The sequence below is a fragment of the Aquaspirillum soli genome, assembly GCF_054781915.1.
In genome coordinates this window covers 1-21548 of the sequence record NZ_BAAGTM010000023.1, presented here as the reverse complement: position 1 = coordinate 21548, position 21548 = coordinate 1, and the positions used below count along the sequence as shown (strand labels likewise).

Sequence of the window (21548 nt, the reverse complement as noted above, 5' to 3'; positions counted from 1 at the left end):
ATTGGGCGCTGACAGGTAGCGCCTCCGGTCAGGAACTGGCCGAGGTGGGGAGCGGTGGACGTTTCGCCGTGCTGAACCACGAAACTCACGCTGTACCGGCGCTAGCCGGTCAGCGGGAGTAGTTCATTAGCTTAGAGAAAAGTTCAAAGGGCATAAAAAAACTGCCGCATGTTTAACGCGGCAGTTTTTAGACTCAGTAGCGAATTAAGCGCGCTGTGTGGCAACAGCATCCTCAAGCGCCACTTGCTGATTTTTTTCGTTCACAAACAACAACTTGGGCTTGTGATCGCCTAATTCAGCCTCTTCATACTGAGCAAAGCTAGCGATAATCAAAATATCGCCCACGGCGGCACGGCGTGATGCCGAGCCATTGACCGAAATAATCCCAGATCCACGCTCCGCTTTAATAGCGTAAGTCGCAAAACGCTCACCGTTGGTCACATTCCAAATTTGAATTTCTTCAAACTCACGGATATCAGCGGCTTCTAACAAATTTTCGTCAATCGCGCACGACCCCACATAGTGCAATTCGGAATGTGTGGTGGTAACGCGATGTAATTTCGATTTCAACATGCTGCGTTGCATGGGAGGCGACTTCCTTAAATAAAAACTTCGAGATTATCAATTAAACGTGGCTTGCCAAGACGCGCCGCAGCCAATATCACCAAGCGTTTTTCACCCGCATGGGCAATTTCTAAAGTATCCGCTTGGCGAATTTCGACATAATCTACCTGCCAGCCATGAGCGACCAAATCGGCCACTGCCGTTTGCTCTAGCGAGGCATAGTCATGTTCACCGGCCAACAAAGCATCACGAATCACACACAAATTGTGATACAGCCGCGAGGCCTTGGCACGCTCTTCTGCTGTCAGGTAACCATTGCGCGACGACAGCGCCAGCCCATCTTCTGCCCGTCCAGTGTCCACCGCCACAATCTCAACTGGAATGTTTAAGTCAGCACACATGGCGCGGATGATATGTAGCTGTTGGTAGTCTTTCTTACCAAAACAAGCGGCATCAGGTTGCACAATGTTAAACAGCTTGCATACCACTGTCGCCACGCCACGGAAATGGCCCGGGCGGAAAGCGCCACACAATTCATTTTGCACATGCGGCGGTTCGACATTGAAATCTTGTTTCACCCGTGGATAGAGCTCTTGCTCATTCGGGAAAAACAAAGCATCTGCCCCCGCAGTAATCAGCTTTTGACAATCATCGTCAAACGTACGCGGATAGCTGTTGAAATCTTCGCCTTGGCCAAACTGCAGACGATTGACAAAAATACTGACAATCACCCGTGCCGCACGCTGTTTTGCCGCAGCGACTAATTTCAAATGGCCTTCGTGTAAGTTGCCCATTGTGGGCACAAAAGCCACGCTCTCTTGCTCTCGCCGCCAAGCGCGGACTTCAGCAATCGTGTGAAAAATATGCATTGGAAAAAATCTTCAGAAAACTCAGAACGACTGAACACATCACACAGCTTAAAAACTATGTTCTGCAGCAGGAAAACTACCGTCTTTCACCGCCGTCACATAAGCAGCAATCGCGGCCGGAATCGCACCTGTATCCACCATAAAATCACGCACAAAGCGCGCTTTTTTACCCGGATAGATGCCAAGCATGTCGTACACCACCAACACCTGACCACTGCAGCCAACACCAGCACCAATGCCGATGGTAGGCACTGACAGCTGTTGTGTGACTTGCTCGGCAAGGGCAGCAGGGACCATTTCCATCAAAATCAGACTTGCTCCGGCGGCTTGTAAGGCGAGGGCATCTTGCAAGAGGCGTTCCGCCCCTTCTTCACCACGGCCTTGCACCCGTACCCCTAATGTGTTCACCGATTGTGGCGTGAAGCCAATATGGGCACAGACAGGAATACCACGCTCCACCAAGAAGGCCACCGTCGGCGCCATATAGGCCCCACCTTCCAGTTTGACCATCTGCGCGCCGGCTGCCATCAATGCCGCCGACGCAGCAAAAGCTTGTTGTGGGCTTTGTTGATAGGCACCAAAGGGTAAATCTGCCACCACCATCGCCCTTTGCGCACCACGCGCCACTAGACGAGTGTGATAGAGCATGTCATCAAGGCTGACTGGCAAGGTTGAGTTTTGTCCTTGGATCACCATGCCGAGAGAATCGCCCACTAACAACATGTCCACGCCAGCTTCGTCCATCAGCTGGGCAAAGCTGGCATCGTAACAGGTCAACATCGCGATTTTTTCACCTGCCGCCGCCTGTTTTGCCAGGCTATGTACAGTGACTTTCATCCGCTCTCCGTTTTACCGTAGCATTATCAAATGCTCTTGTTGAAATAGCTTCTTGGCCCGCGCATCTCTTGGATACGGGCCAGCAGCAACTCGAAATCGTCGGGATTGGCGACAAAATCGATATTATCTGTATTCACGATCATCAGTGCCGCGCCATCATAGCTATGAAAATACTCGCTATAGGCCGTCACCACGGCTTTTAAATACCCATCAGGAAAATCCCGTTCATGCGGCAGCGCCCGTTGTGCAATCCGCTTGGCCAATGTCTCGGGAGAGGCTTGCAGATAAATCATTAAATCGGGCACCGGATGCATCGGCATTACCTTTTGCTGCAACGCACGATACAGAAGCCATTCTGGTTCTTCAAGCATCACTTGAGGCAAAAACACCTCGCGATTAAACGCAAAGTCGGCAATCCGTGGGATAAACGTCTCACTTTCTACCTGTGCCGTCAGTTCGCTCGCACACACACCGCGCTGTAATAAGAGGTGTAACTGATAGGGCAACGCATAGTGCCGCCGGTTTTGATAGAGGCCGGTCAGAAACGGATTTTGTTGACTGTCCTCGAGTAACAGCGACATTTGATAACGCTCGGCCAGCTTTTGTGCCAAAGCCGTTTTCCCTGCACCATGCGGGCCTTCAATGGCGATATAGCGATAGTTCATAACGGATGCTCGTGGTTTCCTTGCTCAGAATGAAAAGACATCGCAGGGCGCAAGCGCACAACGCCCAGCCGAAAGAGTTATAACGGGGTGATGTCTTGTCCTACAGCCGATTGCAAACAATTAGCCAAACATGCCGCTACCGTTTGTTGTTGTGAAGGTATCCACCAATCGGCAGCAATATCTGCCAATGGCATTAACACAAACAGACGCTCGTGCATACGTGGGTGCGGCAATGTCAATTTTTCTGTCAACATAACCGAATCGTCATACAACAGCAAATCTAAATCGAGCACCCTCGGCGCATTGGCAAAGGTACGCACACGGCCAAAGCGTTGCTCTATGGTGAGCAAGGCATCTAACAAAGCCTCTGCAGACAGCTGTGTCTCTACCCATGCTGCCGCATTCACAAAGTCGGGTTGGTCGGCATAGCCAACGGGGGCGGTACGATAAAAACGAGATACGCCCCCAACGACGGTTTGTGGCAACTCAGCCAATGCCGCCACTGCCAATGTCAATTGCTGTGCTGGTTGATCGAGATTACTGCCCAAAGCAATCGCCGCTTTTGCCATTAGGCCTCCGCACTCGGTTTACGCCGCCGCCGTTGTCGTGGCCGCTTGCGTGGATGGCGTTCTTCACGAATCAACATCGATTGCTGTGTGGCTGGATCGGCAAATTGGAAGGTTTCCCACCATTGCGCCAATTCAGCATCGACTTCACCAGCCTCGGCCCGCAACACTAAGAAATCATAGCCGGCGCGGAAACGCGGATGTTCTAATAGCCGGAAAGGACGTTGGCCGCTGCGTTGTTCAAAACGCGGTTGTGTGGCCCAAATTTCGCGCATGGTGGCAGAAAAGCGGCGCGGAATCGCCAGTTGTTCATCTTGTTCGGCTTCAACATCGCTCATGGCCAAAAACAGCGCCGGTGTGGATTTTTCACCTTGCTCTTGAATCGTCTGCCAACGAACACGGACTTGATGCCACAGCAAAGCTGCCAGCAAGAAACCAACCGAGACGGGTTTATCTTGTTGCACCCGCGAGTCGGTGCTTTCTAATGCCAAACGAACGAACTCATGTCCCACTTCATCATCAATGCCAATCGCATCCAGCAGCGGAAAAATACCGTGATGCAGGCCTTCGCTACGCAAACGCCGAATACAGGCATAGGCATGGCCAGAAAACATCATCTTCAGCATTTCATCAAATAGCCGTGCCGCTGGCACATTCCGCAATAAACCCGCCAATTCAGCGATGGGCTTGCGGGTATTGTCATCAATTTCTAAACCCAACTTCGCCGACAACCGCACTGCACGCAATAAACGCACGGGGTCTTCGCGATAGCGTTGGGTTGGGTTACCAATCATCACCAGCTTTTGCTGTTTAATATCACGCACGCCGTGGTGATAGTCGATGATGGTTTCGTCAGTGGGATTAAAGAACAGCGCATTTGCGGTGAAATCACGGCGGCTGGCGTCTTCTGCCTGCGAACCGAAGACATTGTCGTGCAAAATTCGCCCTTGGGCATCGGTTACCGATTCTTGCCCACCACGAAAAGTCGTGACTTCAATCACTTCCCGTTCTAGCGTAACGTGCACAATCCGAAACCGGCGGCCAATAATGCGCGAACGGCGAAAAAGGTGATGAACCTGCTCTGGTGTGGCGTTAGTCGCGACATCAAAATCTTTTGGTGTCAGTCCCAATAAGGCATCTCGCACCGCACCGCCGACGATAAAAGCCTGAAAACCCGCTTGTTGTAAGGCAGCGACGACTTTTAGCGCTGGTGAGCTCATTTGATCGCGCCGAATACCATGTTGGGCAAACGGGATCACTTTGGGCCGAGCCTTGTGCTCACCCGCAAGGGGCAAGCGCAATACTCGGCTGATTAACTTACGAATCATGCATGTTTGCGTCGTCCTGTGTTATCACACGAGATAACCACAGCGGCGACGCTCCTCCTTACAGCACAAAATAGGGTGAAAAAATCCGTTGGGGGCTCAGTCTGGCAACAACGCCAGCAACTCAGTTAACGAAGAAACGACCTGATCGGCAGCGAGGGCATCGACATCAGCCGCATAGCCATAGTCCACCGCCACCACAGGACAACCAGCGGCCCGAGCTGCCAGCACATCGTTTTTCGAGTCCCCCACCATCAGCATGGCAGCGGGGTCAAGACCAAAACCTTCGGCACACGCCAGCAATGGCGAGGGAGAGGGTTTCTTTTCGGTCAGGCTATCACCGCCCCAAACTTGTTGAAAATAGGTGGCAATCCCCACCGCTTGCAATAGTGGTTCGGTAAATTGCAAAGGCTTATTGGTAATCACGGCTAGGGGTAAACCCTTGGCGTGTAAAGCCTGCAATGCAGCCAATACCCCCGGGTAAAGTTCGGTGTGAGCACTGACACAGGCGAGATAAGCTTCGGCAAACACCGTCATCGCCAACGCGTGCTGCGGATGATCGTAAGGTGTTGCCTGACTATCGCCTGCCAATGTTCTCGCCACCAACATCGCCGCACCATCGCCGACAAAGCGGCGGATAACGGCCTCGGGCAGTGCCGCTAATTCAAAGTGTTGGCGCACCGCATTTGCAGCAATGGTTAAATCGGGCAAGCTATCGACCAGCGTACCGTCTAAATCAAAGGCAATTGCCTGAATTGGCATCGGGCTCATGATCATCCTTTTCTATTCCAACGCGGAAGCGGTCGATAACATAATATCGCGCAAATCTAACACCGCCGTTTCACCAAAAGCCGCATGGTGTAGCCACGCAGCAACACGCTGGGCAGCTTCAGCAGGGCTTTGTAAGCGCCCTTCTTGTTTCAAGCTGACAAATCGTTCGCGTTGTGGAAACTGTTGACTGTCTGCCGCCCGAATTTGCTTTTGCATATCGGTATCAATCACCCCCGGTGCCAACGCACAAACCCGCGCCCCTTCTTGCACCATGATTTGCTCAAGGGCGACAGTACGGGCAAATTGGTCGAGTGCGGCTTTGCTTGCGCCATAGACACTCCAACCCGGATAGGGATGATGTGCTGCACCAGAGCTGATAAACAATAGCCGCCGGTCGGGAATACCGACTGTTGCACGCAAAAAAGCATCGGTCAGCTGCATCGGCGCACTGACATTCAGCGCGATGGAACGCGCCACCCAAGTGGGGTCTTGCCACTGTCCGGCAAACGCCATCGGATCAAGGGTGCCAGCATTGTGTATCAGATAACAGCGTGTACGAGGTTTGATGGCCAATTCATGCAAGGCTGCTGCCACCGTTTGAACCCCACTGGCAGTGCTTAAATCCGCTGCGATCTGCTCGGTGATTGCCCCTTTTTGCTGGGCCTGTTGTACGAGCTCTGCCGGCAACCCCTCACGAGCAATGCCGACCAATTGCCGTTCAGACGCGGCAAGGGCAGTGAATAAGGCCGCGCCCAAGCCACGCGATGCACCAGTGATGATATAAACGGCAGCGGTCATCAGGCAACCGTCGCTAACTGTTCCCGCATAGCAGCGATAGTGGCCGCATAGTCGGGGGTGTTAAAAATCGCTGAACCTGCAACAAAGGTATCTGCGCCAGCAGCGGCAATCTCGGCGATATTGTCAATCTTCACACCACCATCGACTTCTAACCAAATTTGGCGGCCAGTTTCCTGATAATAGGCGTCTAAGCGAGCGCGGACTTGGCGCAACTTACCCAAAGTGGAAGGAATGAAGCTTTGGCCACCAAACCCCGGATTCACCGACATCAACAACACCATATCAAGTTTATCCATCACATAGTCGAGGTAATGTAATGGCGTAGCAGGGTTGAAGACCAAGCCAGCACGACAGCCGTGATCGCGAATTAACGACAAAGTGCGGTCGATATGCGCCGACGCTTCCGGATGGAAGGTGATTAACCCTGCCCCGGCTTTAGCAAATTGGGCAGCCAAGGCATCCACCGGCTCTACCATCAAATGCACATCAATCGGGGTCTGCCCACAATGAGGTTTAATCGCCTCACACACAAGCGGCCCCACGGTTAAATTAGGGACGTAGTGGTTGTCCATCACATCGAAGTGGATCAGATCGGCACCTGCCGCAATCACGGTCTCCACTTCTTGCCCCAAACAGGCGAAATTGGCAGACAACAAACTGGGTGCAATACGGAAAGAAGACATGCAAACTGCTCTCAAGAAAGTGCGCCAGCTAGCACACAGTCCTTTTCCTGTGTCTAACACAGCAACATGGCTGTGTGATGGACAGGCTTCACATTCCCGACTGTATCTGGAACCCTTCCAAGTACAGCGCCGCCGTTACCGGACGGACTCACCACGGGTAGGGCAGTTAGGGTTGCCAGCCATTTCGAAGTGGTGCGGCGCGATTCTAACGCAAAAAAACAAGCGTTCGCCTATTTAATAGACGAACGCTTGCAATGTTAAATGACTAATTTTTGTGGAAAGTTTTATTTCACGATGGCTTGGCGAATTTGCTCAATGCCGGTCATATCGTCCAAAGTGGTCAAATCACCTGGATCGCGACCTTCGGCAATCGCTTGAATCGAACGGCGCAATACCTTGCCAGAACGGGTTTTTGGCAACTGGCTAACAAAGTGCACTTGTGCTGGGTTGGCAATCGCCCCCAGTTCACTGCCGACTTTGCTAATCACTTCTTTTGCCAATTCCGCACGACGGACTGGGTCATCCAAATCCGCCGGATTTTTGACCACAGCAAAGGCAACAGGCACTTGTCCCTTCAACGCATCTTGCACCCCAACCACGGCCACTTCCGCAATGGCACTGTGACCAGAAACCGCCTCTTCAATCTCGCGAGTACCAAGGCGATGGCCAGCAACGTTAATCACATCATCGGTACGGCCGAGGATGAAGTAATAGCCGTCTTCGTCTTTAATCCCCCAATCAGAGGTGGAATAGGCCAGCACATTGTTGAAAGAAGAGAAGTAAGTATCCACAAACCGTTGATCTTGTCCCCAAATGGTACTCAGGTTGCCGGGGGGCATTGGCGGCATAATCACCACCACACCTTTTTCGCCCGCACCGACTTCTTCACCTGTGCCTTCGTTCAGAATTTTGACGTTATAACCATAGGCAGGGAAGCTTGGGCTACCGCTCTTAAGCGGTGTTTTTTCCACCCCCGGTACAGCGGTCAGAATCGGCCAGCCGGTTTCGGTCTGCCAATAGTTGTCGTACACCGGTACGCCGAGTTCACTGGTAATCCACGTCGAGGTTGGCTCATCCAACGGCTCGCCAGCCAGATAGAGGCCGCGCAAGGTTGAACAGTCATATTTCTTCAGATAGGCAGGGTCTTGTTTTTTCAAGACGCGCAATGCCGTCGGTGCCGTGAACATCACACTGACTTTGTATTTCTCAACGATTTGCCACCAGATGCCCGGATCAGGACGAATCGGCAAGCCTTCGTAGACCACCGTTGCCATACCGGCAATGAGTGGGCCATAAACGATGTAAGAATGGCCCACCACCCAGCCAATATCCGACGTCGAGAAGAAGGTTTCACCCGGATTGCCACAGTAGATATGACGCATCGAGGCAGCCAACGCCACCGCATAACCGCCGGTATCCCGTTGCACACCCTTCGGCTTGCCGGTGGTGCCGGAGGTATAGAGGATATAACTTGGGTGGTTAGACTCTACCCATTCACAGGCTGGACGCGCATCCATGTGTTTGGCGCGCAACGTGGCGTAGTCAACATCGCGCATTTGCACAATGTCCATTTCAGGATCAAGACCACGATTGACCAATAACACACGGTCGGGCTTGTGTTCTGCCAGCTCTAAGGCTTTGTCTAACAGTGGCTTGTAAGGCACCACCTTACCGCCACGCATACCCGCGTCAGTTGAAATCACCACTTTAGGCTGAGCATCATCAATCCGTGTCGCCAAGCTATGCGAGGCAAACCCGCCGAAGACCACCGAATGAATGGCCCCTAAACGCACGGTTGCCAACATGGCAAAAATGGCTTCTGGCACCATCGGCATATAAATCAGCACGCGGTCGCCTTTGCCCACACCTAAAGTCTGCAAAATCGCTGCCGTGCGGCAAACTTCTTCGTGCAGCTCGCGGAAGGTGTAGTTTTTTTCAACGCCGGTTTCTGTCGAAATATAAATTAAGGCGTTTTGGTCGGCACGGTTGGCCAAATGGCGATCAACTGCGTTATGACACAGATTGGTTTCGCCCCCAACAAACCAATCACGGAATGGGGGGTTACTGTAGTCCAAGGTGTTTTGATACGGGGTGTGCCAGTCGATCAAATTGGCTTGTTCAGCCCAGAATGATTCGGCCTGTTCAATCGACCGGCGATGAAACGCTTGGTAGCTTTCGCTCATGAAACTCTCCTCCATAAAAACGGACAAAGGTGCTTTGTTATTGGCTTGTTATATTTTTGGGGTATTAGATTATCTCGTGTTAATCCCCATTAGCAGCACCTTGACCAAGCAGTTGCTTGGTACAGCGCGAACAATACCGTTTTCATGTGGAAAAAAGCAATAGCCTAAAGCACATAATTAAAGATGGAAGCTGGCCACGTTTTGATTCAGCTGTTTTGCCAACTGTTGTAGATCCACCGTTGCCTGCGCTGCCTGCATCACCGCTGCGCTATTTTCTTCTGACATTTGGGCAATTTGCTCAACATTTTTCGCCACCAATTGGCTAGCAGAACTTTGCTCACGCAAAGTCTGAGAAATGCCGGCTACTAGGTCTAACTATTGCCGACATTGTGGGTAATCTCATCACCTGAAGCTGCATTGCTCGTTCGGACAGATCATTGGCCGATACCGCCCTGAAGAAAACCCCTGCCAGTAGAAAACGGAAACTGGCCGCTGTGGTGAAACCCAAAAACAGCGAAAAACCGGAGAGCTGGAACAAAACGACCGGAACCACCGCTCCAACAACGCCACGAACAGCAATCTATCCGGTTAAACCCAAAGCATCCCACTTTCAAAAAAACAGAGGCTCTAACGCCCGCAGCACGCGCGGTTTTGTAGTGAAGGGAAGCCGCGACGGAAAAACCGTCGCCGTGCCTGCGATTGTTAGCTGCCACCCTTCTCTGGTTTTGGCGGTTTCACTTGTGGCATTGGCGGCGGATTTTTGGCCGGTTGTAACCCCTTTTCTTCTGTTAGTGGTTGAGCGCGATGGTGATTCGAAGATGGTCTACTTTTATCGTTTGACATACTGCCTCCTATGCTGGGTAGAAATTGCTTAGATATTCATTGGCTGAGCGCTCCGCTTTTTCTTGAAGCTTTGCATTTGCCGGAATAGTTGTTTGGATATGCTTTTTTAACGACTTTTGTTTTGCTGCTCTTATCTCGAAGCGTGATTTATTTATATCCGTTGCTGTCATTTCACCCTCAGCAATTGCGTGCCACTTAAATTCGGCCTGAATCATTAATTCTTCGAGCTCGTGCAGAAGAGATGTGTACGCTTTTATTCTGCTTCTATATGGCAGGTATGGATTGATCGCTGAAATGACTTGTGAGAATGCAATTATCGAGGCCCAAACCCATGAAAGATGCGTCCATATGACCCATGCTCCAATCGATGAGCTAGATGCAATCGCAAGAGCTATTTTTAAAGCCCGATCAATGCCTTCTGCTTTCTCCAGCAGCAATTCAATAAGCCCAATATGGGTTTTAAGCTGGTACATCTCTATCCAATACTGTTGTTGAACCATACCATCTATTCCATTACAGCTAACGCCAAAGCACACGGGTGGCCACGCAGTGGCCGTCCAGCCGCTTGCGGCGACGTGATGCGACTGGTTAGAGACCAGCGTACCGCCAAGACAACTAAAACCACAAAACCAACGGCAGCACAGAAAAGTAAACTGCCGACCTGCTGCGGGTTCCTTTGAGCCTGCAAGAAACCCCTGCCAGTAGAAAACGAAAACTGGCCGCTGTGGTGAAACTAAAAAACAGCGAAAGACCAGAAAACTGCAACAAAACAACCGGAACCACTGCTTTAACAAGACCCCGAACAGCAGACTTTCCGGTTAAATCCAAAACATCCCACTTTCAAAAAAACAAAGGCTCTAACACTGCCATAAGCGGTGAGTAATAGTTTGCTAAAATGTGGAGAGAAGCGAAACTCAGCAAACTGTTGCGAATCCGACTTAATGGCCTTTTTATAAATTACTTACGATAATCGTAGGTGTATACAGTGATCTCTCCAGCATGAACTTTATCATGGCAAACCTTACATACTACGAGTATGTTTTCGGGAGTTGCTTCACCACCAAAGCTATAGTCTGAAATATGATGTCCATGAATATTCAGTTCGGATGAACATAGCTCGCATCTATAACTTTCTCGGATTTTTGCTAATGTTATTGCTTTTCTATGTTCACTAGGTCTAGCTACCATTTTCACTTGACTCCAGCTTTATATTTAGCGATGGTTTTGGAAGGTTCGTTTCTTCTGAAACACTTTTGATTAAAACCTCTATAAATTTTTCAACAGTGCTCTCATCACCAATAACAGATATTTTCAGATCTTTAGCTTTTTTATTTTTAACGTCTTCTTTTCTTACTTTATCTGGTACGGCTCGAATTGATTGACTCCTTGGCAATAGACATAGAGTCTGAGCTTCTTCTTGAACTTGCTTTAGAAACTCCTCTGCTAAAGCATTAGGACCAGAAACACGAATAATTAAATCCTTTTCACTCATGCTATTTCTCAATTATGTTAATTATCAAGCCCATTTCCTTTGCCTTTTTCTTTGCAATCTCTCTGAGCTTTTTTCTATCTTCAGGTGAAGCCACTCTATAAATAACAGAACCAGTAACTTTAGAATCAGGCGCGATATCTGTTGATTCTTTTTTGGTGACCTTATTCATCTGAACTTCCCCATAGCTCTGATAGGTCATTCAAATCAGCATCTTTCATAAGTTCAATAGATCCAAAACCTTTAGTTATGGCAAAAACATTAAAGTCTACAAACTGATCTGCTTCATCAAGTTTTAAGGTATAAATTACATATTCGCCGTTTTTTTTTCTTACATGGACTTGGTTGGCTTCTACTTTAACCACCTCGTCATTTTCTTCTAAAATCTCAAACTTGATTATGTCCATAATTTACTCCATGACTAAATTTTTAATTTATAACGCCAGAGCATACGGCGGCGACGTGATGCGACTGGTTAGAGACCTCCGCACCGCCAAAATAACTACAACCACAAAACCAACGGCAGCACGAAAAAGTAAACTGCCGACCTGCTGCGGGTTCCTTTGAGTCTGCAAAAAACCCCTGCCAGTAGAAAACGAAACGCGAGCAATGCCAGAAAAGAAAACCTATACAGCCACAACAACCCGAAAGCCGCTAACGCATTGCTCACCGGAAAATGACGAGCGCCAGCGAGTTATTTTTCCGGTGCAGTAACTTGTTAGCAGCAAACACCACACTTTCGCAGCTTTGCCGCCATGCGATCCTTACCGAAGCCACTGCACCCACAAATTAAAAACCTAACCAGCCAAGTTCGACACAACGAAATGACTGGAACTTAAAAACCTGTTGTAAGCGGAGCCAATTTCGTGTTGATCCCCATTAGCAGCACCTTGACCAAGCAATTGTTTGGTAAAGCGCAAACAATACCGTTTTCATGTGGAAAAAAGCAATAGCCTAAAGCCATAATTAAAGATGGAAGCTGGCCACGTTTTGATTCAGCTGTTTTGCCAACTGTTGTAAATCCACCGTTGCCTGCGCTGCCTGCATCACCGCTGCGCTATTTTCTTCTGACATTTGGGCAATTTGCTCAACATTTTTCGCCACCAATTGGCTAGCAGAACTTTGCTCACGCAAGGCCTGAGAAATGCCGGCCACCAGATCTAACACATTGCCGACATTGTGGGTAATCTCATCAATCGCCTGTCGCGCTTGCTGTGCCATCTGCACACCGCTGGTCACTTTGCGCTCACTGTTACGCATATTGTCCACCATGGTATCAATACCGCCGCGAATGCTATCAATCACTTTACCGATCTCTGCAGTTGAAGTGGCGGTACGCTCCGCCAATTTGCGTACCTCATCGGCAACCACAGCAAAACCCCGCCCTTGTTCACCGGCTCGTGCCGCTTCAATTGCTGCATTCAAAGCCAATAGATTGGTTTGATCGGCGATGTCGCGAATCACATTCACAATCACATCAATTTTTTCTGAGCTCTGCGCCAGCTCTTGTGCCAGATGTACCGACTCTTGCATGGTGTCAGCAATATCTTGCACGCTGTCTGCCGCCATGCGAATCACATCACTGCTTTGGGTGGACTGTTGGCGTGAGTTTTCCGCCGCAGTGCGTGTGCCATCGGCGCGTTCATTCACCTGATCAATGCTGACGGTGAGTTGTTCTACTGCCGCCGCTGCCGTGCTAGCAGCCTCACTTTGATTTTGTGTGGCATAACTGATTTGGGCAGCACTTTCTTTTAATTGCAGCGAAGCTTGTGCTACATGCTCACTGCCGTTACGCACCTCGCCCAACACTTGTTGTAATGCTTCTTTCATGTCAGCTAGCGCATGTAGTAATTGGCCCACCTCATTGTTTCCGCCACGCGGGACACTCATGGTCAAATTACGTGCAGCAATTTCTTTCGCGACAGCTACAGCACTGGCTAATGGCAGGGAAATGCTGCGAGTAATCAATACCGATAAGACAACCCCAATCAATATACTGACAACTAAAACGGCAATAGAAATAATCAAGTCATTTTGCGCTTCTTGTTGTCGTGAAAGATTATTTTCTTCTGCCGCTTTTGTTTTCATTTCAGTCAACTGGCGAATATTTTGTATGGCCTCATCAAAAATAATCACCGTTTTATTGCGCCGCACCGACTCTGCTGCCATGGTTTTTCCCTCACGAATCAAGGGATAAAAATCTTCCGCAACCGTTTTTCGGTATGCAAGCGACAGAGCACGAGTTTTTTCTGCCAGCTGTTTCTGTTCGGGATGGGCATCAAGGTTGGCATTTTGGAAAAACTCATCCCAACTTTTATCCATCGATTCGGCCAAACCGGTAAAGCGTTGGTGTAATACAGCCGACATCTGGGGGTTATCATTGATAATCATCAACAGAACAGTCGAACGATAAGACTGCAAATTGTCCGTGACGATGCCGAGGGAGGCGATGGGGAGTACGTTTTCACGATGGTTGCGGTGGCTGGCGGCAACGCTGTCGGCGCTGGCACGGATGCTATCCACCCCGACTAATAAAATAAAACATAGCAATAAACCCGCTAACAAAAATAGTTGGGTTTTAATTTTCATATAAGAAATTTTCATTTATGGCTCGCTTTCTTGGGGTTTTACATAATATTTGCGTAAAGCAAACACGCTGCATGACAAGAAACTGAAAAAAGGTACAAGGAAAAGACAATACCGCAAGCAAAGCCAAATCACAAATCAGGGTAAAGACGCCACCCTCACAACAAATGCAATTTAAAACAAATTGAACAAATTAGGCTTTTTTGTTCTTTCTACTAATAATTTCCCGAATAGCACTGATTTAGCGTACAATCGGTGCTTTTATTTCTTGCTGCTCGCACTGACGATGATGATTCGCACTCGCTTTGCTCCTAGTCCAACCGGTTTTTTGCATATTGGTGGTGTTCGTACGGCCTTGTTTTCTTGGGCTTACGCTCGTAAACATGGCGGCAGTTTTGTGCTGCGGATTGAAGACACCGACTTAGAACGCTCCACACCCGAATCAGTTCAAGCGATTTTGGATGGCATGCACTGGGTTGGGCTCGATTATGACGAAGGCCCGTTCTATCAAACCCAGCGTTTTGACCGCTACAAAGCAGTGATTCAACAATTACTTGCCAGCGGCCACGCCTATCACTGTTATTGCTCCAAAGAAGAACTCGAAACGTTGCGTGCCGAGCAAGAGGCGCGCGGTGAAAAACCACGCTACGACCGTCGCTGGCGGCCCGAAGCGGGTAAGACGTTGCCCGCTGTCCCTGAAGGCGTACAGCCCGTGGTGCGTTTTAAAACGCCATTAGAGGGTGTGGTCGCGTGGGATGATCTGGTCAAAGGGCGAATTGAAATTGCCAACAGTGAATTAGACGACTTGATTATCGCTCGTCCAGACGGCAGCCCAACATATAATTTCTGCGTAGTGGTTGACGATTGGGATATGAATATCACCCATGTGATTCGGGGTGATGACCATGTCAACAACACGCCACGGCAAATCAATATTTTGCAAGCGCTTGGTGCCCCCTTACCGCACTATGCCCACCTACCGATGATTCTGAATGCAGATGGACAAAAAATGTCCAAACGCCGTGATGCTGTCAGTGTAGTGGACTATGCTGCTCAAGGGATCTTGCCAGAAGCGTTGCTAAACTATTTGGCCCGCCTCGGTTGGGGACATGGTGATGACGAATTTTTCAACATGACACAATTCGTTGAATGGTTCAGTTTAGAAGCCGTCAGCCCGAGCCCAAGCCGCTTTGATCGCGAAAAATTCTTGTGGGTGAATCAACAACACATGAAAGCTGCCGATAATAGTCGGTTAGCGCAGTTGATTGCGCCACAGTTAAGCGAGCGGGGTTTGAATACAGCCGCACCCGATCTTGCTACGGTCGTGGCTTTGGTGAAAGAGCGCGCCCGCGATTTGAATGAATTGGCACAGCAATGTGACTACTTCTACCAACGCCGCCAACCAACGGCCGAGGAAGTGGCGAAACACTTTGATGATGCCGCCCGCGCCCGTATTTTGGCATTTGGTCAAACCCTAGCCACACTGACTGAATGGAATAGCGAGAGTATTCACGCGCTGTTTAAACCATTCTGCGCCGAACAAGGCATTAAAATGGGGCAGCTTGGGATGCCGTTGCGAGTCGCGGTTTGTGGCAGCACACAAACCCCTTCGGTGGATGCTGTTTTAGCGTTGATTGGGCGTGAAGAAGTGCTAAAACGCATAGAAGAAAGTTGTGCGGCGTAAAAAAACAACAGCATCATAGAGGGTAGAGTGATGCAGATTCGACAGAAGACGCAAAAACCTTTACTCTCTCGCAGGAAAATGCGAAATTTACCTATGAAGGCGAATAATGAAGCAGGTGTTAGTGATTGATGACAATGCGGTGAATCGAAAACTGGCCAGCGTCATGCTACGTAAGCGTGGATGGAATGTCGATGAAGCCGAGGATGGTTTTATAGGGCTGGATAAGCTACATGCCAAAGCCTATGACCATGTTTTACTCGATATCAGTATGCCGGGCATTGATGGCGAGGAAGTCTGCCGCCGGATTCGGCAAGACCCTGCTTTACAACATTTGCACGTTGTTGCCTACACCGCACATGCTTTTGAATCTGACCATGCGCGGCTGCGTGAAATCGGTTTTAACGACATCATTACCAAGCCTGTTAGCATGGCCATTTTGCAAGAAAAATTGCCAGATTAACCCATCAACACACCTGCCCGATACCGCTAGCACCCTTGTCTAGCGGTTTTTTTACGTCTGTAGAGAATTAGTCCTTTTTACTATGTTCACCACGGCGCGCCGCCCGCATTGCAAAACGCATTGGATCGACAGCATGTAACAGGCTTTGTTCCACCGGCATCGGCTCCCCTTGAATCTGGCTGGCCAGAATATCACCGGCCAAACTGGCCCAAGTCAAACCACGCGCCCCAAATCCTAAAGCACAAAACAAACCAGTCGTGCGTTGAATCCGTTCTGGTGGCCGTTGCAGATTTTGTTGAGTGGAAGCCAAGGCGCCAATCAATGGCAAGCGGTCTGGTGATGTCGGCCGTTGGCAATAGCGACCGTTTAACTCAGTGATGGCCGGCAAATCGGCATCGGGGAGTAATTGCGTTAATTTATGTAAATTCTGTTGATGGTGTCGATCAGATGTTTGCTCTATTCCAACCTCGCTCGCCCCCAACACAGCATAACCCGCCACATTGGGCGTTAAATAGCCATCTCCACATAAAATAGCTGCTGTTTTTGGCGCAACGGTTGTTTTCAACAAACTGACAAAACGGCGATTTTCGGCTAACGGCAACCCCGCACAAGGCGCTAAATCCCGTGCAGCCGTGGCATTAGCGAAAATCACCACTGGCGCAGTTGCAATAAGATGATCGTGGGCATCGAAGATTTGCCATTGTCCATCGGCTAATTGTGCCAATCGTTTTACTTGTCGTTGCAGATGTAACTGAATCCGTTGCGGTTGGCTGGTCAACAAAGCACGACAATAAGCAGGTGGCTGCACCCACGCGCCATCAGGAAACCACCAGCCACCGCGCGCAAGTTTCACCCCTAGGCGTTCGCTGGCCTCATCAGCATTCAACCAACTGACCAATGCCGGTGGATAAAACCCTTTTTCGATAATGGCCTGTTGCAATTCAATGTGTGCCGCGTCCCGCCCCACTTGCAATACACCACAGCGTTGAAAGGGAAGAACCTGTCCAGCGTCAGTTAATACTTGCCAACGGCGCAAGGTGTAAAAAAACCCTGCCCGCGAAAATCGCGCCAACAAATTATCATCCAGAGATAAAGTCGGCATCACCACACCGGCATGATTGCCCGAAGCATGTTGTGCAATCTCGGCCTCTTGCTCAATCACATCAATCTGCCAGCCCCGTGCCGCAAAACGTTCTGCTGCAGCACAGCCAGCAATACCCGCACCAATCACAATGGCACGGTTGACGGCGTAGTGTGGCTGTCGAACAGGCACACGACGTTCGTACACCCCCGCCAAGCTTTGCCGTTTTCCGCCAAAACCTTCTCGCTTTTCGACCGCGAAACCACAGGCTTGCAACCCGCGCCGCACATGACCGGCCACGGTATACGTGGCTAATGTCGCGCCAGCTTTGGCGACACGCGCTAATTGGCGAAAAATGGTTTCATTCCATAACTCGGGATTTTTTGCCGGCGAAAAGCCATCAAGATAGAACGCATCCACATTGGCTTGTAACTGAGGTAGGACATCATGTGCATCACCAAACAGGAGCAATAATGTCACGCCATGTTCTAACTCTAATTTATGCCAGCCAGCAATCAGGGGAGGCCATTGTTTGCATAACAATTCGCTTAACTCGGCAAATTGTGGCCATTGCTGGTGTAGATATCGCAAATCTTTCGCACTAAAAGGAAATTTTTCAACAGAAATATAGTAAAATTGTTTACATCGCTGTAAATCATCACGCCACTTGGCCCAAGTTGTTAAAAAATTCAAACCAAGGCCAAATCCTGTCTCTAAAATAGTGAAAGAGGCTTGCTGTGCCCAACGATGTGGCAGACCATTGCCTGCCAAAAATACTTGCTCAGCCTGGCCCAATCCACCGGCTGTACTGTGATAAACATCATCAAAAGTGTCAGAATAAGGAACCCCTTGTGCATTATGGTGTAGCGGAGCGGCAGAAATGGGCAACATAATCGAAATTTCACCGTGAAAACGAGCATAATACGGCCAAGCAAGCGTAGCGAGATAGTCTCTCTGTTCGCACCCTTCCCGTTTTTCTGTGTCTGATATCCATGTTCAAAGACCCTACTGAGCATTCGCTCGCCCGCATTCAACTTATTGGTATGCTGGGCATTTCCTTGCTGATTTCATGTGTTTTCAGTCTGTATTTTCTGTGGGCACAACGCGAAGATTTTGATTCAACTCTGACCTCGGTAAAGGAAAGAGTGTTATTGGAGCAGCAAAATATTCTGGCAAAACAGATCGAGACTATTCAAAACGATCTTGACTACCGCCGCAGTAATACCGAATCCATTTTACGGCGAGAGATTCGCCAGCGTGTCAACGATGCCTATCAAATTGCCGACAGCATTTACCAAAAAAATCGCCATACCATGAGCGATCGGCAAATTCAAAGTTTAATTGTTGAATCCTTACGCTCGCTGCGATTTTTTGAAGGGCGAGGTTATTATTTTATTGATACCCTCGATGGTGTATGTGTGTTATTACCCACTGCTCCCCAATTAGAAGGGACTTCGCTGTGGGATAATCGTGATCCCACGGGTCATTACATTATGCGGGGTTTAGTTGAAGCCACCAAAAACCCACAACAGGCTGGTTTTTCTCGTTATTACTGGTATCCACCCAATGAAAAAATAATGCGCGAGAAAATTTCCTATGTCCGCACATTTCACCCTTTTAATTGGGTCATTGGTGCAGGGGAATATGTCTATAACGTCGAACGTGATTTACAACGAGATGCGCTACAGCAACTGCGTTCCATTCGCTTTGGCAACGATGGTTATATCGTTGTTTTCGATCAAAATAAAAAGGTGTTAGTGTCTCCTTCACGGATTGAATCAGAAGGCAAATCAGCAGAAGAATTAACTGGGCTAGAGAAAAAGTCTGTCGATAAAATTTTACAACAGGCCCAATTAGGCAATGGTTTAGTGAAATATACTTGGTATCGCCCGGGCACTTCAATTGCTACCGAAAAATTGTCTTATGTGGCCAATTACAAACCGTGGGGCTGGACGTTGGTCACAGGCGTATATTTAGATGATGTCGATCATTTAATGACAACCCAGCGTTCCGCGATGGAAAGTCGTCTCGAAGCACGTGTGGTTGTGGGCATTATCATTACCATTGCGATTTTATTACTAGCTACGATTTTTTCTTGGGGTTTCTCACATAAAATGCGCTTTTTAATTCGCCGCTATCAAGCGAGTTTGGCGCAAAAGAATGCAGAGTTGGAAGAAAACGCAAAAAGATTAAAACTCTCCGCAGCCGTATTTGAAAGCGGCTCTGAAGCTGTGATGATCAGCGACAAAGATAATCGAATTGTCACTGTTAACCAGCCATTTACCAAAATCACTGGGTATGCCGCTCATGAAGTGATTGGCAAACGGCCTGATATGTTTTCTTCGGGCTATCATGATGCTGAATTTTACCGCCGGATGTGGGAAAAATTAAAACTCACTGGGCAATGGGACGGTGAAATTTGGAACCGCCGTAAAAATGGTTCGGTTTTTCCAGAGTGGTTACGAATTGCGACAGTCAAAGACATGGCAGGCAATATTGAAAATTATATTGCCACTTTCTCCGACATTTCTGAACGCAAAAATGCTGAAGAGCAAATTCGCCATTTAGCGTTTTATGATCCATTGACCGAGTTACCCAATCGCCGTTTGTTAATGGACCGTTTACAACAAGCACTGGTTCACAGTGAATATGCCAATACGCATGGGGCGGTTTTATTCCTCGATCTTGATAATTTCAAATCATTGAATGACACCAAGGGCCATGACTTTGGTGATTTATTGCTGATTGAAGTGGCCCACCGGCTAAAAATCCATGTCCGTGAAACCGATACCGTCGCCCGTTTAGGTGGAGATGAATTTGTAGTGATGTTGGAAGATCTTGCCGAAGATTTTGCAATGGCGGTCAGCGAGGCAGAAAAAATGGCCAAACATCTGATCTCGGTGGTGCAACACGAATTTTCTTTACAAGGTTATGCCTATCACTGTTCATGCAGCATTGGCGCCAGCATGTTTTCTGGTCAGCAAGAAACAGTGGAAGAGCTGATTAAACATGCGGATACGGCAATGTATCAAGCCAAGGCCGCTGGTCGTAATACCACTCGTTTCTTTGTCCCTGCGATGCAGGCAGCGTTGGAATCACGTTTACGGCTCGAAGCCGAACTGCGGCACGGCATCCAAGACGGGCAGTTGCGGGTGTTTTATCAGGTACAAATGGGACTACACCAGCAAGTGCTAGGGGCAGAGGCGTTAGTCCGTTGGCAACACCCCGAGCGGGGTATGGTGTCGCCAGCCGAGTTTATTCCTTTGGCTGAAGAAACCGGCTTGATTCTTCCTTTGGGGTCATGGGTATTACGCGAGGCCTGCCGACAGTTGGCCACTTGGTCGCGTTCACCGATGACTGCTGAATTGCAAATTGCCGTCAATGTCAGTGCAAAACAATTTCATCAGGCCAGCTTTGTCGAGGAAGTACGCAGTTTGGTCACAGAATTTGGTTTTCCGCCTTCCCGCTTAAAATTGGAACTCACGGAAAGTTTATTGTTAGATAACGTCGGTGATTCGATTCAGCACATGCAAGCGCTACGTGCATTGGGCATTCAATTCTCGATGGACGATTTTGGTACCGGCTATTCCTCACTCACCTACATCAAGCGGTTACCGATTGACCAATTGAAAATTGACCAGTCGTTTGTGCGCGACCTGCCTGCTGATCGTGATGATGAAGTGATTGTGCAAGCCATTATTGCGATGGCCCATAGCCTGCGTTTAGAGGTGATTGCGGAAGGGGTAGAAACCGAGGAACAGCGGGCATTTTTGGAAGCGCAGGGCTGTTATGCCTTCCAAGGCTATTTGTTTGGCCGGCCGATGCCGATTGAACAGTTACAAGTGCTGTTAGAAAAAAGTGCCACGCCATCGCTGCCATGATGGCTGGACGCGTAGCCGCTTAGCTCCCTAGGTGTTTAGTCCCACGGTGTGCTGGTGTAATTTATAGCCGGCTGCGGAGGGGTAAATAACCCTCGACTGAAGTCGAAGGCTTTATTGTAAAGCGCAGACATGGTTACCCATATCCACACTCCCAACATCAGGCGTATTTACAGCCGCCCTTGGCGAGACGGCAGTCTCGCCAATGCGGGCAAGGTTCCGACTTGCATTCAAGTCGCTGTGCGCCCGCAGACCACAGTGAGGGC

23 protein-coding genes are annotated in these 21548 nt (G+C 49.2%); 5 read left to right on the top strand and 18 right to left on the bottom strand.

All coding sequences use genetic code 11. The features are described from left to right. Positions 1-204: 204 nt before the first annotated feature. The 9 genes from panD to rpe form a co-directional block, all read right to left on the bottom strand. Positions 205-585: an aspartate 1-decarboxylase gene (gene panD / locus ACYVJG_RS12470; protein ID WP_460431343.1), complete on the bottom strand. Its 381-nt coding sequence runs from the start codon at positions 583-585 to the stop codon at positions 205-207. Positions 586-599: 14 nt separating this feature from the next. Continuing rightward, positions 600-1433, bottom strand: coding sequence for a pantoate--beta-alanine ligase (panC, locus tag ACYVJG_RS12465; protein WP_460431342.1), 834 nt, complete (start codon positions 1431-1433; stop codon positions 600-602). A 48-nt stretch (positions 1434-1481) separates the two neighbouring features. Next, positions 1482-2270: a 3-methyl-2-oxobutanoate hydroxymethyltransferase gene (panB, locus tag ACYVJG_RS12460; RefSeq protein ID WP_022654348.1), complete on the bottom strand. Its 789-nt coding sequence runs from the start codon at positions 2268-2270 to the stop codon at positions 1482-1484. A gap of 26 nt (positions 2271-2296) precedes the next feature. After that, complete coding sequence (locus tag ACYVJG_RS12455) at positions 2297-2935, bottom strand: deoxynucleoside kinase (protein ID WP_460431341.1); 639 nt, start codon at positions 2933-2935, stop codon at positions 2297-2299. Positions 2936-3012: 77 nt separating this feature from the next. Next, positions 3013-3504, bottom strand: coding sequence for a 2-amino-4-hydroxy-6-hydroxymethyldihydropteridine diphosphokinase (gene folK / locus ACYVJG_RS12450; RefSeq protein ID WP_460431340.1), 492 nt, complete (start codon positions 3502-3504; stop codon positions 3013-3015). After that, complete coding sequence (pcnB, locus tag ACYVJG_RS12445) at positions 3504-4829, bottom strand: polynucleotide adenylyltransferase PcnB (protein ID WP_460431339.1); 1326 nt, start codon at positions 4827-4829, stop codon at positions 3504-3506. Before pcnB ends, folK begins: the two co-directional genes overlap by 1 nt. A gap of 96 nt (positions 4830-4925) precedes the next feature. Next, positions 4926-5597 (bottom strand): phosphoglycolate phosphatase, encoded by a 672-nt coding sequence (locus ACYVJG_RS12440; RefSeq protein WP_460431338.1) that lies wholly within the window; start codon positions 5595-5597, stop codon positions 4926-4928. 12 nt (positions 5598-5609) lie between these two features. Next, positions 5610-6395 carry an SDR family NAD(P)-dependent oxidoreductase gene (locus ACYVJG_RS12435; RefSeq protein ID WP_460431337.1) on the bottom strand — a complete coding sequence of 262 codons (786 nt, stop codon included), beginning with the start codon at positions 6393-6395 and terminating at the stop codon, positions 5610-5612. Then, positions 6395-7078 carry a ribulose-phosphate 3-epimerase gene (gene rpe, locus ACYVJG_RS12430; RefSeq protein WP_460431336.1) on the bottom strand — a complete coding sequence of 228 codons (684 nt, stop codon included), beginning with the start codon at positions 7076-7078 and terminating at the stop codon, positions 6395-6397. Before rpe ends, ACYVJG_RS12435 begins: the two co-directional genes overlap by 1 nt. Here rpe and ACYVJG_RS12425 point away from each other — a divergent pair. Then, positions 7077-7316 carry a hypothetical protein gene (locus ACYVJG_RS12425; protein ID WP_460431335.1) on the top strand — a complete coding sequence of 80 codons (240 nt, stop codon included), beginning with the start codon at positions 7077-7079 and terminating at the stop codon, positions 7314-7316. The genes rpe and ACYVJG_RS12425 overlap by 2 nt on opposite strands. A 46-nt stretch (positions 7317-7362) precedes the next feature. On the opposite strand, the gene ACYVJG_RS12420 is transcribed toward ACYVJG_RS12425, so the two are convergent. Next, entirely contained in the window at positions 7363-9261 is a 1899-nt protein-coding gene (locus ACYVJG_RS12420) for a propionate--CoA ligase (RefSeq protein ID WP_460431334.1), read from the bottom strand. A 177-nt stretch (positions 9262-9438) separates the two neighbouring features. Further along, entirely contained in the window at positions 9439-9606 is a 168-nt protein-coding gene (locus tag ACYVJG_RS12415; protein ID WP_460431333.1) for a hypothetical protein, read from the bottom strand. 92 nt (positions 9607-9698) lie between these two features. Here ACYVJG_RS12415 and ACYVJG_RS12410 point away from each other — a divergent pair, with 92 nt between their 5' ends. Beyond that, entirely contained in the window at positions 9699-10136 is a 438-nt protein-coding gene (locus tag ACYVJG_RS12410; RefSeq protein WP_460431332.1) for a hypothetical protein, read from the top strand. Here ACYVJG_RS12410 and ACYVJG_RS12405 read toward each other — a convergent pair. The 6 genes from ACYVJG_RS12405 to ACYVJG_RS12380 form a co-directional block, all read right to left on the bottom strand. Then, entirely contained in the window at positions 10113-10604 is a 492-nt protein-coding gene (locus ACYVJG_RS12405; protein ID WP_460431331.1) for a hypothetical protein, read from the bottom strand. The two genes, ACYVJG_RS12410 and ACYVJG_RS12405, sit on opposite strands and share 24 nt — an antisense overlap. Before the next feature lie 457 nt (positions 10605-11061). Further along, positions 11062-11292 carry an HNH endonuclease signature motif containing protein gene (locus tag ACYVJG_RS12400; protein ID WP_460431330.1) on the bottom strand — a complete coding sequence of 77 codons (231 nt, stop codon included), beginning with the start codon at positions 11290-11292 and terminating at the stop codon, positions 11062-11064. Beyond that, on the bottom strand, positions 11282-11596 hold the full coding sequence (locus ACYVJG_RS12395; RefSeq protein WP_460431329.1) for a hypothetical protein: 315 nt from the start codon (positions 11594-11596) through the stop codon (positions 11282-11284). The genes ACYVJG_RS12400 and ACYVJG_RS12395 overlap by 11 nt, the downstream gene beginning before the upstream one ends. A 1-nt stretch (position 11597) precedes the next feature. Continuing rightward, positions 11598-11765, bottom strand: a complete 168-nt coding sequence (locus ACYVJG_RS12390) for a hypothetical protein (protein ID WP_460431328.1) — start codon at positions 11763-11765, stop codon at positions 11598-11600. Next, positions 11758-12000: a hypothetical protein gene (locus ACYVJG_RS12385; protein ID WP_460431327.1), complete on the bottom strand. Its 243-nt coding sequence runs from the start codon at positions 11998-12000 to the stop codon at positions 11758-11760. Before ACYVJG_RS12385 ends, ACYVJG_RS12390 begins: the two co-directional genes overlap by 8 nt. 559 nt (positions 12001-12559) lie before the next feature. Next, entirely contained in the window at positions 12560-14197 is a 1638-nt protein-coding gene (locus tag ACYVJG_RS12380) for a methyl-accepting chemotaxis protein (RefSeq protein ID WP_460431326.1), read from the bottom strand. A 268-nt stretch (positions 14198-14465) separates the two neighbouring features. On the opposite strand from ACYVJG_RS12380, the gene gltX reads away from it, so the two are divergent. Both gltX and ACYVJG_RS12370 read left to right on the top strand, forming a co-directional pair. Beyond that, entirely contained in the window at positions 14466-15863 is a 1398-nt protein-coding gene (gene gltX, locus ACYVJG_RS12375; RefSeq protein ID WP_460431325.1) for a glutamate--tRNA ligase, read from the top strand. Positions 15864-15969: 106 nt separating this feature from the next. After that, a complete protein-coding gene (locus ACYVJG_RS12370) occupies positions 15970-16323 on the top strand; it encodes a response regulator (protein WP_460431324.1) in 354 nt (117 codons plus the stop codon). A 67-nt stretch (positions 16324-16390) separates the two neighbouring features. Here the strand turns inward: ACYVJG_RS12370 and mnmC are convergent, their stop codons facing one another. Then, entirely contained in the window at positions 16391-18295 is a 1905-nt protein-coding gene (gene mnmC, locus ACYVJG_RS12365) for a bifunctional tRNA (5-methylaminomethyl-2-thiouridine)(34)-methyltransferase MnmC2/FAD-dependent 5-carboxymethylaminomethyl-2-thiouridine(34) oxidoreductase MnmC1 (protein ID WP_460431323.1), read from the bottom strand. A 101-nt stretch (positions 18296-18396) separates the two neighbouring features. On the opposite strand from mnmC, the gene ACYVJG_RS12360 reads away from it, so the two are divergent. Next, positions 18397-21285, top strand: a complete 2889-nt coding sequence (locus tag ACYVJG_RS12360) for a bifunctional diguanylate cyclase/phosphodiesterase (protein WP_460431322.1) — start codon at positions 18397-18399, stop codon at positions 21283-21285. Positions 21286-21548 lie beyond the last annotated feature (263 nt).

What these genes read in the sequence shown, in the direction of transcription:
- panD (WP_460431343.1), bottom strand. Translation starts at nt 585, where the DNA reads ATGCAACGCAGCATGTTGAAATCGAAATTACATCGCGTTACCACCACA.
- panC (WP_460431342.1), bottom strand. Translation starts at nt 1,433, where the DNA reads ATGCATATTTTTCACACGATTGCTGAAGTCCGCGCTTGGCGGCGAGAG.
- panB (WP_022654348.1), bottom strand. Translation starts at nt 2,270, where the DNA reads ATGAAAGTCACTGTACATAGCCTGGCAAAACAGGCGGCGGCAGGTGAA.
- ACYVJG_RS12455 (WP_460431341.1), bottom strand. Translation starts at nt 2,935, where the DNA reads ATGAACTATCGCTATATCGCCATTGAAGGCCCGCATGGTGCAGGGAAA.
- folK (WP_460431340.1), bottom strand. Translation starts at nt 3,504, where the DNA reads ATGGCAAAAGCGGCGATTGCTTTGGGCAGTAATCTCGATCAACCAGCA.
- pcnB (WP_460431339.1), bottom strand. Translation starts at nt 4,829, where the DNA reads ATGATTCGTAAGTTAATCAGCCGAGTATTGCGCTTGCCCCTTGCGGGT.
- ACYVJG_RS12440 (WP_460431338.1), bottom strand. Translation starts at nt 5,597, where the DNA reads ATGAGCCCGATGCCAATTCAGGCAATTGCCTTTGATTTAGACGGTACG.
- ACYVJG_RS12435 (WP_460431337.1), bottom strand. Translation starts at nt 6,395, where the DNA reads ATGACCGCTGCCGTTTATATCATCACTGGTGCATCGCGTGGCTTGGGC.
- ACYVJG_RS12425 (WP_460431335.1), top strand. Translation starts at nt 7,077, where the DNA reads ATGCAAACTGCTCTCAAGAAAGTGCGCCAGCTAGCACACAGTCCTTTT.
- rpe (WP_460431336.1), bottom strand. Translation starts at nt 7,078, where the DNA reads ATGTCTTCTTTCCGTATTGCACCCAGTTTGTTGTCTGCCAATTTCGCC.
- ACYVJG_RS12420 (WP_460431334.1), bottom strand. Translation starts at nt 9,261, where the DNA reads ATGAGCGAAAGCTACCAAGCGTTTCATCGCCGGTCGATTGAACAGGCC.
- ACYVJG_RS12405 (WP_460431331.1), bottom strand. Translation starts at nt 10,604, where the DNA reads ATGGTTCAACAACAGTATTGGATAGAGATGTACCAGCTTAAAACCCAT.
- ACYVJG_RS12400 (WP_460431330.1), bottom strand. Translation starts at nt 11,292, where the DNA reads ATGGTAGCTAGACCTAGTGAACATAGAAAAGCAATAACATTAGCAAAA.
- ACYVJG_RS12395 (WP_460431329.1), bottom strand. Translation starts at nt 11,596, where the DNA reads ATGAGTGAAAAGGATTTAATTATTCGTGTTTCTGGTCCTAATGCTTTA.
- ACYVJG_RS12390 (WP_460431328.1), bottom strand. Translation starts at nt 11,765, where the DNA reads ATGAATAAGGTCACCAAAAAAGAATCAACAGATATCGCGCCTGATTCT.
- ACYVJG_RS12385 (WP_460431327.1), bottom strand. Translation starts at nt 12,000, where the DNA reads ATGGACATAATCAAGTTTGAGATTTTAGAAGAAAATGACGAGGTGGTT.
- ACYVJG_RS12380 (WP_460431326.1), bottom strand. Translation starts at nt 14,197, where the DNA reads ATGAAAATTTCTTATATGAAAATTAAAACCCAACTATTTTTGTTAGCG.
- gltX (WP_460431325.1), top strand. Translation starts at nt 14,466, where the DNA reads ATGATGATTCGCACTCGCTTTGCTCCTAGTCCAACCGGTTTTTTGCAT.
- ACYVJG_RS12370 (WP_460431324.1), top strand. Translation starts at nt 15,970, where the DNA reads ATGAAGCAGGTGTTAGTGATTGATGACAATGCGGTGAATCGAAAACTG.
- mnmC (WP_460431323.1), bottom strand. Translation starts at nt 18,295, where the DNA reads ATGTTGCCCATTTCTGCCGCTCCGCTACACCATAATGCACAAGGGGTT.
- ACYVJG_RS12360 (WP_460431322.1), top strand. Translation starts at nt 18,397, where the DNA reads ATGTTCAAAGACCCTACTGAGCATTCGCTCGCCCGCATTCAACTTATT.